Source organism: Psychrobacter sp. 2Y5, assembly GCF_051847375.1.
GTDB lineage: Bacteria > Pseudomonadota > Gammaproteobacteria > Pseudomonadales > Moraxellaceae > Psychrobacter.
Genome location: NZ_JBPYDA010000016.1, coordinates 1 through 15,492, shown reverse-complemented (window position 1 = coordinate 15,492; position 15,492 = coordinate 1). Strand labels below are relative to the sequence as shown.

At 45.1% G+C, this 15,492-nt stretch carries 12 protein-coding genes; 8 read left to right on the top strand and 4 right to left on the bottom strand.

The features are described 5' to 3' along the window. The first annotated feature begins 69 nt into the window (after positions 1 to 69). From ylqF to mutY, 3 genes are all read left to right on the top strand, one after another. Entirely contained in the window at positions 70 to 1,023 is a 954-nt protein-coding gene (ylqF, locus tag ACS8E3_RS12290) for a ribosome biogenesis GTPase YlqF (protein ID WP_439244572.1), read from the top strand. 45 nt (positions 1,024 to 1,068) lie between these two features. Further along, entirely contained in the window at positions 1,069 to 1,989 is a 921-nt protein-coding gene (locus ACS8E3_RS12285) for a GIY-YIG nuclease family protein (RefSeq protein ID WP_439244571.1), read from the top strand. 137 nt (positions 1,990 to 2,126) lie between these two features. Next, positions 2,127 to 3,347, top strand: a complete 1,221-nt coding sequence (gene mutY / locus ACS8E3_RS12280) for an A/G-specific adenine glycosylase (RefSeq protein ID WP_439244570.1) — start codon at positions 2,127 to 2,129, stop codon at positions 3,345 to 3,347. Positions 3,348 to 3,432: 85 nt separating this feature from the next. Here the strand turns inward: mutY and ACS8E3_RS12275 are convergent, their stop codons facing one another. Together ACS8E3_RS12275 and rapA are read right to left on the bottom strand one after the other, a co-directional pair. After that, positions 3,433 to 4,344, bottom strand: coding sequence for an acyl-CoA thioesterase (locus ACS8E3_RS12275; protein ID WP_439244569.1), 912 nt, complete (start codon positions 4,342 to 4,344; stop codon positions 3,433 to 3,435). 267 nt (positions 4,345 to 4,611) lie between these two features. Continuing rightward, complete coding sequence (rapA, locus tag ACS8E3_RS12270; protein WP_439244568.1) at positions 4,612 to 7,521, bottom strand: RNA polymerase-associated protein RapA; 2,910 nt, start codon at positions 7,519 to 7,521, stop codon at positions 4,612 to 4,614. Between the two features lie 288 nt (positions 7,522 to 7,809). Here rapA and ACS8E3_RS12265 point away from each other — a divergent pair, with 288 nt between their 5' ends. Beyond that, a complete protein-coding gene (locus tag ACS8E3_RS12265) occupies positions 7,810 to 8,790 on the top strand; it encodes an NAD(P)-dependent oxidoreductase (protein WP_439244607.1) in 981 nt (326 codons plus the stop codon). Between the two features lie 9 nt (positions 8,791 to 8,799). Further along, a complete protein-coding gene (locus ACS8E3_RS12260; protein ID WP_439244567.1) occupies positions 8,800 to 9,744 on the top strand; it encodes a D-2-hydroxyacid dehydrogenase in 945 nt (314 codons plus the stop codon). Positions 9,745 to 9,756: 12 nt separating this feature from the next. Here the strand turns inward: ACS8E3_RS12260 and ACS8E3_RS12255 are convergent, their stop codons facing one another. Both ACS8E3_RS12255 and ACS8E3_RS12250 read right to left on the bottom strand, forming a co-directional pair. Continuing rightward, the gene (locus ACS8E3_RS12255) at positions 9,757 to 11,304 is read right to left on the bottom strand and encodes a flavin-containing monooxygenase (protein ID WP_439244605.1); all 1,548 of its coding nucleotides are present in this window, start codon (positions 11,302 to 11,304) and stop codon (positions 9,757 to 9,759) included. A gap of 159 nt (positions 11,305 to 11,463) precedes the next feature. Further along, positions 11,464 to 12,225 carry an RluA family pseudouridine synthase gene (locus ACS8E3_RS12250; protein WP_439244566.1) on the bottom strand — a complete coding sequence of 254 codons (762 nt, stop codon included), beginning with the start codon at positions 12,223 to 12,225 and terminating at the stop codon, positions 11,464 to 11,466. 314 nt (positions 12,226 to 12,539) lie between these two features. Here ACS8E3_RS12250 and trxA point away from each other — a divergent pair, with 314 nt between their 5' ends. From trxA to ACS8E3_RS12235, 3 genes are all read left to right on the top strand, one after another. Next, positions 12,540 to 12,866: a thioredoxin gene (gene trxA, locus ACS8E3_RS12245; protein WP_439244564.1), complete on the top strand. Its 327-nt coding sequence runs from the start codon at positions 12,540 to 12,542 to the stop codon at positions 12,864 to 12,866. 505 nt (positions 12,867 to 13,371) lie between these two features. Beyond that, positions 13,372 to 14,643 carry a transcription termination factor Rho gene (gene rho / locus ACS8E3_RS12240; protein WP_439244562.1) on the top strand — a complete coding sequence of 424 codons (1,272 nt, stop codon included), beginning with the start codon at positions 13,372 to 13,374 and terminating at the stop codon, positions 14,641 to 14,643. Between the two features lie 464 nt (positions 14,644 to 15,107). Then, on the top strand, positions 15,108 to 15,350 hold the full coding sequence (locus tag ACS8E3_RS12235) for a hypothetical protein (protein WP_439244559.1): 243 nt from the start codon (positions 15,108 to 15,110) through the stop codon (positions 15,348 to 15,350). Positions 15,351 to 15,492 lie beyond the last annotated feature (142 nt).

Here is a 15,492-nt window from a genome sequence, read left to right as displayed (position 1 = left end):
CTGCTAATTATTGATACGTATCAGCAGCACCCTTTATAAAGAAGGCAACTACAAAAAGGCAGTAAAGCAATGGTTAAAGAGACGATTCAGTGGTTCCCTGGGCACATGAATAAAGCCCGTAACGAAGTCAAAGAAATCATGCCAGAGATGGATATCGTCATCGAAGTTATCGATGCGCGTATTCCTTATAGTAGCGAAAACCCAATGGTGGCGGCGCTACGTGGACAAAAACCTGTAATCAAAATACTTAATAAAGCCGACCTCGCTGACCCTGAGCGCACGCAAATATGGCTCGATTATCTAGAATCACAGAACAGCGTCAAGGCGATTGCCTTCGATGATAATAAGGCCGATGACGTGCATAAAATCATTGAGCTGTGCAAAAGAATCATGCCGGGTAAAGCAGAATCCGGCCGGCAAATTAAAGCCATGATTATGGGTATTCCCAACGTCGGTAAATCGACCTTGATCAATACGTTAGCAGGTCGCTCAGTCGCTAAGACCGGCAACGAGCCTGCCGTCACCAAATCGCAGCAACTGATCAAACTCGATGGCGGCATCATGCTCTATGATACGCCCGGTATGCTCTGGCCAAAAGTTGAAAACGAGCATTCAGGCTATCGTTTGGCGGCGACGGGCGGTATTCGTGATACCGCTTTTGACTTCGCTGATGTCGCGGGCTACACCGCTGAGTACTTAATCAAAGATTATCCTGAACTACTCAAAGAGCGCTATAAAATCGAAGATCTACCACAAACCGATTGGGAGTTTTTTGAAGTTGCCGGACGCAATCGAGGATTACTGAAAAAAGGCGGTATCGTCGATACTTATCGCATGTCAGAGATTCTAATTAATGAGCTACGCAGCGGCACGCTCGGTCGCATTACGCTTGAGACCCCTGAAATGATGGCGTTAGAGGAAGAAGTCGTCGCTCAGCAAAGAATAGCCGCTGAAGCTAAAAAAGAGGCTAAAGCAGAGGAAAAAAGACTACGTAAAAAGCGGGCTCGGAAGAATCGGAAGTAGTATTTCGCTCTATACTTCTAAAATTTTTAAACCAATTAGGCGACTATGATTCCTTCTGCTAAAACCATCCAAATATATCTACCTAAAGGTAATCCGCGCGGACTACGTTTGGCCGAAATGACGACGCGTACGGTTCGTTTAATTGAGATCCCACGTATTCATATTGATGATTTTTTTGCGATGCCAGATGCCAATCAAGTGGGATTGTACTTTTTAATTGGTGAAACAGAAACTGCCGATAAGCCATTACTTTATATCGGGCAGACTGGTGACCTCAAAAGACGGTTAAACCAGCATGATGATAAAGATTTTTGGACGCGTGCCTTTGTGATGCTATCAACAAATAACTCAATGACGCAAACTCATGCGTTATATATGGAGCACAAAGCTATTGCGACCGCTACGCAAGTTGGTCGTTATGAGATAAAAAACGGCAATACTGGTAATAAGCCACATACTCCTGACCCTTTAAAAGCAGATTGTGAAGAGCTTTTTTACACTCTCGATGTTTTATTATCGACTTTAGGGCAACCCGTTTTTGAGTCTTTAAGTATTAAAGAGAAGAACAACTTTAACAACCAATTTTCTACTGACCTTGATATTCCTTCAATTAACAACGTTGAAACATTACCTATTGATGACTTACAACCAATGCTATTTTATTATAAAGCGAAAAATGGTGATGCCAAAGGTTATTATGACGATGATGGTTTTGTCATATTAGCAGGATCGTTAGTACGACAAGCACAAGCTATGTCAGCTCCACCATTTATAGTTAAACTAAAAGAGAATTTATTAAATACTGGCAAGCTAATAGCAGTAGATAATAAGAGTTACAAGTTGACTGAAAATCAACTTTTCAAAACTCCCAGTGGAGCCAGTTCATTAGTCTCAGGAGGTTCTACTAATGGTTGGATTGAATGGAAAAATGAAGCCGGTGAAACTCTAGACAACGTTTATCGTTAATTGGTTACCTTTACATTATGTCTATGAGCCTCATATAAGAATAGTTAAACACCCTCAAATATCAGCAAAATATTCTTATCGGTGCGCGAGGCGCACCCTACCTGCCAAGACTAGTTTATGACCTACAAGGAATACACTTGCCTACACCATTTTCCCAGCCTGAGAAACCCTTAAACTCCTTCGCCCCGCGCCTCCTCGACTGGTTCGAAACGGATGGTCGCCATGATTTACCGTGGCAACAACACCAAACTGACAGGCCAAATCCTTATATTGTCTGGCTATCAGAGGTCATGCTACAACAAACGCAAGTCAAAACCGTACTGCCCTACTTTGCGCGTTTTATGGACTCTTTTCCAACGGTACAAGATTTAGCGGCGGCAGAATGGGATACCATCGCTGAGCACTGGGCAGGTATGGGCTACTATGCGCGCGCACGGAACTTGCATAAAGGCGCCAAGCAATTGGTCGATGTCATAAACGAGACGGGCGACTATCCGCAGACGTTAGCAGCTTGGGAAGCCATATCAGGCGTCGGGCCCTCGACCGCTGGTGCGATAATGGCAATGGGGCTACACAAATATGGTGTCATCTGTGATGGCAATGTTAAACGCGTATTGACGCGCTGGGCAGCCATTGATGGTGACATTACTAAGTCTGCAACAACCAAACAGCTATGGGTATTGGCAGAGCGCTTGACCCCAAAGGAAAACTCAGGACTATTCGCACAAGCGATGATGGATATGGGTGCCACTTTATGCGTGCGCCGTAGTCCTAATTGTCAGTTATGTCCGCTACGAGAAGACTGTATCGCTCATGCTGAGGGGCGCGAAACCGACTATCCAGTCAAGGCTAAGAAAAAACCGAAACCCAGCAAGTTTAGCAATGCGCTGATTATCGAAAACACGCAAGGCGAGATATTATGGCTACAGCGCCCTGACAATGGTATTTGGGGCGGGCTATGGAGTTTACCCTTAGAGTTTGTAGAAAAGGTGACAGCTAATAAAGCAGCTAAGCTAGCAGAAGCTCAACCAAAAAAACTGCAAGTGAGTAGCAATGAAAAAGTCTATGAGACCGAATTTACCACTGCTGAGCAAATCATTCATGAGTGGCTTGAAGAGAATAAGTTGGTAGCCGAATCTGTTAGTAATACCTTACTCGATGACGCGCCGATTAAGCATTCATTGACCCATTTTCATTGGTATTTACAGCCACAAAAATTGGTTATTAATGAGGCGAAAAGTACAGAGCTTAACGAAAAGTTATCGGCAGCACAAATTGCTTTTAAGTGGCTTGATAAGCAAAAAGCGCGCGATAGCTTAGGACTACCGCGCGCGATGATTAAGATTATCGAGGTTTAAAACTAAGCCAAACCGTAGGCGGCGCTTTAGCTCAGCATCTTAAACTTAGAACTGAAGCTAGATGCTTTAAAAAACTTGTCTCTCATCAAGACTTCGGTACCCTAAGGCGCATGAGGCCCTCTTGCTGTACGGTGGCGACTAGATTACCGTCTTGCCAAAATTGACCATGATTGAGACCCTTCGAGCTTGACGTGGTATCGCTCCACATATCATAAAGTAGCCAATCATTGAGATCGAACGGACGATGAAAATGCATCGAATGATCGATACTTGCCGCTTGCAGGCCACTGGTCATAAAGCTGACACCATGTGACATCAGCCCGGTACCTACTAAATAAAAGTCCGACGAAAACGCTAATAGCGCTTGCTGAATAGCCACAGGTTGATTGCCAAGCTCGCGAATACGTAGCCAGTTGGCTTGCTTAGGTTTCATCGGCGTTGGGTTGATCGGATCACGCGGTTTGACCGGCTTGATCTCGACATGGCGACGACGCATAAACCGTGCTTTGAGCGCGTCTGGCACTTTACCTACATGCTCATCTTTTAGCTCTTGCTCTGAGGGCAAATCCTCTGGCGGCGGATACACCGGCATACTCTCTTGATATTCAAGTCCTTCCTCAATCGGTGAGAAAGACGCTATCATCGAAAAGATCACTTGCTCGATGGGCTCTTTGCCACGCACTTGCTTATATTGAATAGCAGTAACCTCACGCGCTGACAGACTACGACCGTCTCGCAAGCGGCGCACTTGATAGATGACGGGCTGCTTGATATCGCCGCCACGTAAAAAATACCCGTGCAGGGAGTGGCAAGGCTTATCCTCATTTAAGGTGTGAGACGCCGCCATAATCGCTTGCGCCAGCACTTGCCCACCAAAGATACGCGAACCGACATAGTCGTGGCTAGCCCCTTCAAAAACATCCGGGCTGAGCTCAGTCAGTGCGACTGTCGCTAACAGCTCATCGATAAGTTGCGAGTTATCAAACACATCAGACATGACGCTTATTTTCCTTATTCTAATATTTCTACTAACAAACATTTTCGCTTTATATGACAACACTTGTTAGTAAAAATAATTACTTTTGAAAGTTTATTAAAAGCTAAACATAGTAACCAATATCGACACTCTTGACCAGTAATGTCATACGATTCAACGGCTGTTATGATGACTATTCAGACTAAGGTTTATTCTATTTTAGGCTAAATCCTAACATAAAAAAGAGGCGCTAATGAGCACCTCTTTTTATACCAATGCCAACTTAAACTAGGGCTTTACCGCCACCAGAATCCGGATAGAATCTGGCACTAAGAGCAGGTTTGTCAGAGCTTGCTCGCCTTGTGCTTGCAATCGCTCTAAGCGCTCAATCTCGCTTGGACGCACATTCGGATTGATGGTTTGTAAGTGCTTGAGACGCTTAATCTCACGTGACCACTGCTGAGTAAAGCGAGCATTAGCCTGCGCTCCTACCTCAGACAACTGAGCACGGGCGATAGCTTCAGCTTCATGATAGCGCTGCTCGATGATATCACCGCGCGCCTTGATCACTTGCCGCGCCCGATTATTATCTAAGCGCTCGATATGCGGCATAATCATCTCCGAGCTAATACGGCTTGATAAATCGCTGCCCTGTTCACTCATAAACACGCGAATGCTTTGTGTTGGCAGGGTCGCAGGCAGGTTCAGCACTTTTGGCGCGATAGTTTCCACCCGAAAGTTAATCTCAAGTAGCACTGTACCTTGCGGCATCGCGGCGCTCTTTAGCATACCGACAGTGGTGTTACCAAAGGTGCTGGTGCTGGCAAGCTCATAGATGGCGCGCATCAAAGGATGCTCATGAGTGATAAAATCAATCTCTTCGCGCTGCAAAGCCAGCTTACGCTCAAAGGTTAAGCTCATGCCGTCCTCACCAAGCGGCAAGCTCTCCATATACTCATTAATCTCTGTGCTATCAATCGGCGTAATCACCCAAGAGCCATCGCGCTGTACACTATGATCGATATTAGCGGACGCTAAAAAGCGCTCGACGAACTGCGGTAGTAGATTATGACTATCAAAATCCACCATTGCGTCTTTGATACGCGAAGCCACACGCGGACGGCAAGAGTTATACTCAAGCAGACGGTCACGGCCCGCTTGCAGCTGGGCTTCTAAACCTAAACGTGTCTGCTTCGCCTCAGCGATAACCTCTTGTAGCGCTTGCTGATTATCTACGCTATCAGCGCCTTCTAGTCCCTCTAACAAGGGCTTTAAGGTCTGGATATATTCTTCTTGTACGCTTTGCGCGGTTGGCGATATCTGGTTAAACATATTGAGCGCACTGTTGTACCAATGATACAGACGCTCTTGCGCAGTGCTCTCAACATAAGGCACGTGTAAGGTGATTTGCTGCGTCTGGCCGATACGATCCAAACGGCCGATACGCTGCTCCAAAGTATCAGGGTTGGCGGGCAAGTCCCAAAGAATGAGCTGGCTTGCAAACTGGAAGTTACGACCTTCTGAGCCAATCTCTGAGCACAGCAATATTTGCGCCCCTTCTCTATCGGCAAAAAAGGCAGCGGCTTGGTCACGCTCAAGCAGCGTCATCTGCTCAGTGAAGATAGCGGTCTTAATACCGGCATGTAGACGCAGTACCGCCTCTAAGCTTTCAACCGTCGCGCCACTACGGGCGATGAGTAATACTTTTTCTTGCTTAAGCTCGCCCTTGAGGATATCGATCAGCCAAGGTACGCGTGGGTCATCTTCTAGCCAGCCGCCATCAGGTTGATTTTCTTCACCCCACAGCTGCTCGCGTAGTTTGCCGTTAGTTTGATAGCTGTCTACCCAAGACTCTGGCAGCGGCAACGGATGCGGCTGACTGCTACGGCCGTAGAAGCCTTTGACACTTTCGCGAGTATTACGGAATAATACCCGCCCAGTACCATGACGATCTAACAGCTCATTGAGTGCATAATTACGCAGCTTCTCATCTTCATTGATATTTGCCAGCTCATCAGTGCTGATATCCAGCAAGCCGCTCAAAGCTGCAATTTGTGCCGTGCTCAGAGGCTTATCTTCCATTAAGATATTGGCGACCGCCGCCGTTTCGGCAAAGGCATCTTGACCTTCAATAAACGTATCTAAATCGTCGAAGCGATTGGGATCAAGCAGACGCAGACGCGCAAAATGACTTTGAGCGCCCAATTGCTCAGGGGTCGCAGTCAGCAGCATCACCCCTGGGGTCTCATTTGCAAAATCAGCGACTAGCTCATATTTATCATTGCCGCCTTGCGACGCGTCCCAATGCAAGTGATGCGCTTCATCGACGACGAGTAAATCAAACCCTGCCTCTATTGCTTGCTCATAAAGGTCATCGTGATCAAGCAATAAGTCCATGCCTGCGATGATACATTGCTCAGTGGCAAAGACGTTTTGTTCAGGGTCATGCTCTTTTATGGCGGCAGTACGCACCAGATCAAATAGCGCAAAGTTTAGATTAAAGCGGCGACGCAGCTCAATCATCCACTGATACTGTAAGCTATCAGGCACGAGTATCAACACGCGCTCAGCCTTACCGGTAAGCAGCTGCTGATGAATAATAAGACCAGCTTCGATAGTTTTGCCCAAACCTACTTCATCGGCGAGTAAGACGCGTGGCGCGATACGCTTACCGACTTCATGCGCGATATAGAGCTGGTGCTCAATAATATCGACGCGCGCACCCATGAGACCTTTGAGCGGATGACCGGCTAACGCCGACTGCATACGCAAAATATCTTGACGCAAATCATACCAATCACTACGCTCAATACGGCCGGCTAGCAGGCGCTCAAGGGGCTTGGCTAGAGTAATATTCGCTGCCAAGCGCGTTTCCATAATGGGTTTAACCTCCACCCCTTTATCATCATCTTCGACGCTGTACTTAAGTACGCCCATGACCTCATCAACGCCGGTGACCGTATAGCTATGGCCTTGTTGATCAGCGATGCTATCGCCGACTTTGAATACCACGCGCGAGAGTGGCGCGGAGTTTTTGGCGTAGACGCGCGTCTCTTCGCTTTGTGGAAACAAGATGTGCACGCAGCGATCATCGACGTCGATCACCACACCTAAACCAAGCTCAGACTCGGTATCAGATAAATAACGTTGACCAACAGCGAATTCGCTACTGAGTAATGAGGCGGCAGAAATAGTCATAGGGCGGTATCTTTTTGTACTTAAATGATAAAAATAGAAGATGAAACTAGCAACAGCTATGGATAGTTGACAACAAGCAACGTCGCTGCAAAGTCGCACTATTATATAGCGTTAGCGGTTAGATGGTTGCGCTAATTGTGTTTTTCAAGAGCTTATCACTAAGCAGTTGCCTAAGGGTTTGCATTCATCTCGCTAAAGACTTAGCTTTAGTTGGTCAGTTTTGCTTTATGCTGCAGCATGCTACATTAGAGGCTCATAAAAATGACTAAAACTAAAAAAGGACTACCTATGAAAGCGGTATTACTCGATGAAGCCAGATTCCTAGAAGGGCTTGAACTACCAAAGCCTGCAAAGGTAGACGAATACGTAACCTTTGATAAAACCCCGCAAGACAATAAAGTAATCATTGAGCGCTGCCAAGATGCTGATATCATGATCTGCGGTACGCTGAGGATCGAACGTGAAGTCATTGAAGCCTTACCTAAGCTGAAACTCATACAGCTAAGCTCAAGTGGCATGAACACCATAGACCAAGAGGCCTGCAGGGAAAACAAAGTTGAGCTATACAATGCTTCAGCTTTTGCCGTTAAGAGCGTCCCTGAGCATACCTTCATGCTGATGCTAAATGCGCTACGTGCTGGCATTCATTACCATCAAAAAGTCGTCGATGGCAATTGGCGTAAAGATCGCAGCTCACAGATTAATCAAGCGCCGATGATCGATGTCGAGGGTCAAACCTTAGGTATCATTGGCGTAGGGACAATTGGCAAGCGAGTGAGCGAACTTGCGCGGGCCTTTGGCATGACCGTATTGTGGGCTGAGCACCAAGGCAAAGAGCCACGTAGCGACGATTATACTGATTTTGAGACCGTGCTTGCTGCTGCCGATGTTATCAGCTTACACTGCCCGCTCACTGACGAAACTAAGCATCTAATTAACGCCGATACCTTAGCCAAAATGAGCAAACAACCGCTAGTCGTCAACGTAGCACGCGGCGCGGTAGTCGACTCCAAGGCTATGGCAAAGGCGATAGAAGATCAGCAAGTACTCGGTTATGCCACCGATGTCTTTGAGAAAGAGCCAATTGCAAAGGATGATCCTTTGCTTAAACTGGCAGAACAGCAACATCCACGGATTATTTTCAGCCCGCACGTGGCTTCAGGCAGTAAAAATGCTCATCATAAATTGTGGCAGATTGTCCAAGAGCAAATCAATACCTTTATTGATAACTACAATGAAATCTCAAGTAGTCATAAAAATAATGAATAAGGAGACAACATGAAAGCGGTATTTTTAGATAGAGGCACGTTTTCTCAGGATTTAGACTTGCCAGCGCCAGCAGGCGTGACGGATTATGTCGTCTACACAGATAGCCAAGAGGATACTCAAGCTATAGTCGAGCGCTGCCAAGATGCGGACATTATCTTTACCAATAAAATCAAGATTAGCGCTGAGATCATTAGCAGTTTACCCAAGCTAAAGTTGATTCAACTAACGGCTACTGGCATGAATAATGTCGATAAAGAAGCTTGCGATAAGAATGGAGTGACGCTATACAACGTTGCAGGCTACGCGGTCAAAAGCGTGCCCGAGCATACCTTTATGCTGATGACTATGGCGATGCGGGCCGCTATCCACTATCACCAAAAGGTCATTGATGGCTCTTGGCATGACGACGGTAGCTTTTGTCTATTAGATGTACCGTTAATAGATCTAGAAAACAAGACTCTTGGCATTATTGGTGTTGGCACTATCGGTAAACGAGTGACCGAGATTGCCCGTGCTTATGGCATGACCGTATTGTGGGCAGAGCATCAAGGCCAAGCGCCGCGCAATGACGACTACACCCCTTTCGATAAGGTGCTGGCTCGCTCTGATGTGATTAGCTTGCATTGCCCCCTAAACGAGAACACCAAACACTTAATTAATAAAGACACTTTAGCAAAAATGAAAAAGCAGCCCTTAATAGTCAACGTCGCTCGCGGCGGCATTGTTGACAGCCAAGCGCTGACCGCCGCTGTGAATGAGGAGCAGATATTGGGCTATGCCAGCGACGTCTTTGAAGCGGAGCCTATCACTGAGGACGACCCGCTACTTAGCTTGAAAGATCATCCGCGCGTTATCTTTAGTCCGCATAATGCGTGGGGTAGCGAAAGTGCGCAGCTCACGCTATGGCAGATACTTAGCAAGCAAGTCAGCGAGTTTATTGATAAAAAAGAATAAGGTTTAAAAAACTTAGCGCGTAAAGTGTAGCCACTTATCATTGATTTTGCGATATTTGAGCATAATGCGGTCGAGAAGATAGTTATTTATCACCCGCCATGGATAGCGATCGCCTTGCTTTGGCAGTACCTTACTTGCGCGCGCGACATACCCTGCGGACAATGAGCCTAACACCGTATCCTCTTGCATTTGTACATTTTCGCCATCAGCTTGCGCTTTTGCCATAGCGACACGATAGTGATGCTGATTCATGTAGCTAATCAGGCGTAGGACATACTGACAGGCGATATCTATCTTTAGCGTCCATGAAGCATTGGTATAGCCAAATAGCACCGCCATATTAGGCACTTCTTCTAGCATCACCGCTTTATAGGTCATACGCTGGCCGATATTTACCTCTTCTCCATTGATAACCACCTTAGCGCCGCCAAGCACCTGTAAGTTAAGTCCAGTCGCTGAGATGATAATATCAGCATCAAGATGCTCTCCTGACTTTAGAAGAATACCAGTTTCGGTAAATCTATCTATCTCGTCAGTAACGATTGCTGCGCTTCCGCTTTGTAGCGCTGTAAAAAAATCACTATCAGGTACCGCGCACACCCGCTGATCCCAAGGATTATAATCAGGAGAAAAATGTTTTAGATCTATATCACTACTCTTTAGCTCTTTTTTGACGCCATAGCTCATTAAGGCTTTCATAAGCTTTGGCGCATAAACAGAGGCACGATAAGTCGCTTGTTGCACTAATACATTGCGAGCGCGCACTAGCTTATAGGCTTGCTGTTTGGATAAAGGCGAGAGTTTACCAGATAACGTCTCCATCGCGTAGTCATCTGCCGGCACGCTAGCAATATATGAAGGCGAGCGCTGTAGCATAGTGACATGACTTGCCGTCTGCTCGCCGCTCGCGTCCACAAGAGCGGGTAGTAAAGTTACCGCCGTTGCCCCGCTACCGATAAGGACGATCTTTTTATTATGATAATCCACGTCTTGCCACTTTTGCGGATGCACGATAAGCCCCGCAAAATCCGCTTCACCTACGTAATCAGGCTTATACCCTTGTTCAAAGTTATAATAGCCTGTGGCGCCTACCACGAAATGAGCCGTTAAGCTTAGGCGTTCCCCATTGGCGTGATTGATAACAGTAGCAGTCCACTGTTTTGTCTCGCTTGACCAAGCCAGCTGCTCTACTTCATGACGGTAGCGAATATGCGATACGATCTTAAACTCACGAGCCGTCTTACTGATGTAGTCCTTGATATCAGAGCCACTTGCGAGCATACGACTGTCAAGCCAAGGCCGAAAACTATAGCCAAAGGTCAACGCATCAGAGTCTGAGCGGATCCCAGGGTAGTTAAATAAGTCCCAAGTCCCGCCTAGATCTGCTCTTTTTTCTAAAAGAATAAAGCGCTCCGTAACATTAGGGTTAATATTATTAGTATTATTAGTATTCGAACCAGTATTTTTGCTGATATCTTGGCCAAATATCCTTTTATTATCGAATTGCTGCAAACGACTCGCCATGCCGATACCCGCGATACCCGCTCCGATGATCAGCATCTCGCAGTCTACCGGCTGAGCACCATTAGCTTGATAAGCTGGAGATGGGGCTAATGAAGCTTCATGGCCGGCTAAGCGGTTTTTAATAGTATTTTTTATCGCTTTTTTAGTCTTTATTACATCAATCATAAACACTTTCCTTATGTATACTAATCCTTATTAAAAAGGCGTCGGACTCTCCCAGTCCATCCAAGCTTCTAGCACCGGATGTTTCAAGCGCAATTGCTGAGCGTGTAAGTTAAGCCGCGGCGCGATCGTTAGCGCTGATCCTTCAGCATAAATCGGATCGCCGATGATCACATGACCCATGTGCACCATATGTACTCGTAACTGATGGCTACGGCCTGTAATAGGCTTTAATGCAACGCGGGTCACCATTTGCGGCGGCTGATCTGCTCGTGTACTGCCGCTGTGCGCATCGATGGATTGAGTATTAAGGTATTCGTGCGCGAGCACTTCGTAATGAGTCAAAGCCTGCTTTGGCCAGTCCGGATCGATGATATGCCGCGGTTTTAGCGTCGGCTCGTAACGCACTGGCGCAGATATCTTGCCTGTCGCTCCTGCCTGTTGCCACTGCCCAAACACACGAGCTTGGTACAACTTTTGTGGCAGACGTTCGATAAATTGCTTACTGATATGCGTTTGCGCCGCAGCATTTTTGGCAAATATTAGTAGCCCCGAGGTATCCATATCGAGGCGATGAATGAGCTTAACGCTTGGATTGACCTTTTCAAGCCGAGCCAGTAAGCTCACCTTTAATGTCTTACCATTGACACTCAACAGCCCTGCAGGCTTATCGATCACCCAGATATCGTCATCCTCGTAAACGGTTATCGTTTTAGCAAAATCTTGAAAAAACGCTAATGGATAAGTTTGTTCTTGCTCGTTAAGAGCGGCAGTTTCTTCTTCAGTAAAGAGCATAAAGGAGCTTATTTATAAAGTAGTGGTAGAAATCATTATTATAAAAACAGCAGCTAATAGTATTGGTTATATATAAATTTCATAGTAAATTCTATGCTGTGGTTTTATGTTGCGATTGATTGTACTAATATTAATTGTTAAGCATTTTAACGAGCCGAGCGCTATTAAGATTTAGCAGATATGTTACTATAGCGGTATTCATTCATTGGTATTAGCGTTAGCAATAACCTTTATATAGCGTTTATTAGTGCCATTATAAGGCTACATTTTACCTAAGAATAAAAGTCTAAACTTAATAAAAAGAGAGACATATTATGTCAGATTTAATCGTCAACACTACCGATACCGACTTTGATCAAGATGTGCTACAAGCTGACACATTAGTGTTGGTAGACTTCTGGGCAACTTGGTGTGGTCCATGTAAATCTATCGCGCCTATTTTAGAAGATTTGGCAACCGATTATGAAGGCAAAGTCAAAATCGTCAAAGTCGATGTCGATAATAACCCACAAGCCGCTAGCCGTTTCGGTATTCGCAACATTCCAACGCTATTTGTCTTCAAAGACGGCGAAAAAGTAGACTCAGTCATGGGTCTACAGCCAAAAGCGGAATTGGCTAAAGTGCTAGATAAGCATCTATAGTTTAATCAAAAATACCACTAAGATAATTAGTTGATAACCGGTTATCTGTTGCGTAAAAAGCCATTATCTACTCAAGATAATGGCTTTTTGCTGACTTTTTGCACAAATAAATCAATTAGCAACTTTTTTTAGCAAAAATAATTGACAACGCCCTATCTATAACCGTATAGTCTGCTGACAAGAGTAATACAACCGTTTTTCATAAGCGTCTTGTCGCAAGTCTCCATGTGTTTGTACTGCAAAACACAACTATCATTATTAAGCACCATTACCAAATACAATTACTGATATTGAGCTCTTATCGAAGACTCTTATGTCACCTTCTTTATATCCATTCTGAGCGATCCTGTTGTAACATCCTACAATTGACGCTGAACTGATATAAAAACTCAAGGCAACATAAACCCAACGTTTTGCACACCCATACCTAATATTGTTTGAACCAATGTCGTGGGTTGTGCTGCTTATGACCTCTCTCGCCTGATAACCTGCTAATGACTTTCCTATGAATTTAACTGAATTAAAGAAAAAATCAATCTCTGAACTCTTGGCTATCGCCAAAGAAATGGGACTTGATAATATGGCGCGTAGCCGTAAGCAAGACATTATTTTTGCTATCTTAAAAACTCATGCTCGTAATGGTGAAGCCATCTATGGCGACGGAGTGTTAGAAGTCCTCCCGGATGGTTTCGGCTTTTTGCGCTCCTCCGAAGGCTCTTATTTGGCCGGTCCTGACGATATTTATGTCAGCCCTAGCCAAATCCGCCGCTTTAGTCTCAAGACGGGCGATAGCATAGCGGGTACTATTCGCCCACCAAAAGACTCAGAGCGCTATTTTGCCCTGCTAAAAGTGGGAGAGATTAACTTTGATACCCCAGATCGCTCGCGTCATAAGCTTATCTTTGAGAATTTAACGCCGCTCTTCCCTACCGAACAGTTAAAATTAGAATTAGGTAACGGTACTACTGAAGACTTGACCGGTCGTATTATCGATCTGATCGCTCCAATTGGTAAAGGTCAGCGCTCCATTATCGTTGCCCCGCCAAAAGCCGGTAAAACGATGCTACTGCAGACTATTGCTCAGTCTATCACGCGTAATAACCCTGAATGCTATTTGATTGTGTTATTGATCGATGAGCGCCCAGAGGAAGTGACTGAAATGGAGCGTACGGTACGCGGTGAAGTGGTCGCCTCTACCTTTGATGAGCCGCCGCAGCGTCATGTGCAAGTGGCGGACATGGTCATCGAAAAAGCCAAACGTCTAGTCGAGCACAAGCAAGATGTGGTTATTTTGCTAGATTCTATCACTCGCCTTGCCCGCGCTTATAACACTGTGATGCCGTCATCTGGTAAAGTCTTGACCGGTGGTCTCGATGCCAATGCGCTTGAGCGTCCAAAACGCTTCTTTGGCGCGGCACGTAATGTAGAAGAGGGGGGCAGCTTAACCATTATCGCCAGTGCCCTTATAGATACAGGTAGTAAAATGGACAGCGTTATCTTTGAAGAATTCAAAGGTACCGGTAACCAAGAGATCACCCTTGAGCGTGATTTGGCCGAAAAACGCGTCTTCCCAGCCATCAATATCAAAAAATCTGGCACGCGCCGCGAAGAGCGTTTGCTCAATGAAGATAAATTACGCAAAGTTTGGATACTGCGTAAATTACTGCAGCCGATGGATGGCGTACAAGCGACTGAGTTCTTACTTGAGCGCCTAAAAGAGGCGAAAACCAACGATGAGTTTTTTGAACAGATGAATCGTAAATCTAAGGTTAATTAGAACTTATTTCTTATTTTGAAAAGACCGCTTTATAGTGGTCTTTTTTTGTTTTGAGGCGATATCTTTACTCAGGTTCAAGAGTAATGACTGTTAATAAACGCAAGCATCTTAAATCAAATCTTTAGCTTACTCTAGCGTATCTGACAAGTAGCTTTAGTCAAACTCCTACTAAGGAAACAGTATAGACACATCGCTTACACCTCAGCTGTAAAGAATAGCGTATTCAATACGACTAAACGCTATAATCAAGGTACTATGAGCAGTAGTACAAGTGTATTTCTTCTGTATTGATCTTTATTGATAATTGCTATATTAATAGTTATCTACTCTATCATTCGTATATGATGACAATGATAGGTAGTGACAGTACGAATAAGCGTTTTCTTCGATAATAATTTGCTACCAATGATTAGTTATCGATGACAAAAAATAGTGATCAATTTTACAATTTAATAGGTGATGATATGAAATTTGCTAAAACTTTTGCCATGACTGCGATTACAAGTTCAGCATTAATTATGACAGGTTGTAACTCTACTGGTTATAACAGTGGCCTGAGCAATACTGCTAAAGGTACAGCTGCTGGCGCAGCGGCTGGTGCACTTATTAGAAGTGGCGGCGATAGTAAAGACATTGCTCGTGGTGCACTTGGCGGTGCTGCGATTGGTGGCGCAGGTGCTTATATTCTTGATAACAGCAGAAAGTAACTCAGTTTCTGTCATTGTTTAATAACAATTAAGCTTAAATGAAAAAGCCTACCTTATAGTAAAAGTGAACTGACCCCCAAATGTTGGACGGTTTATTTTATAACAAGGACTGAGTTCTGTATTGCACAGGACTCAGTCCTTT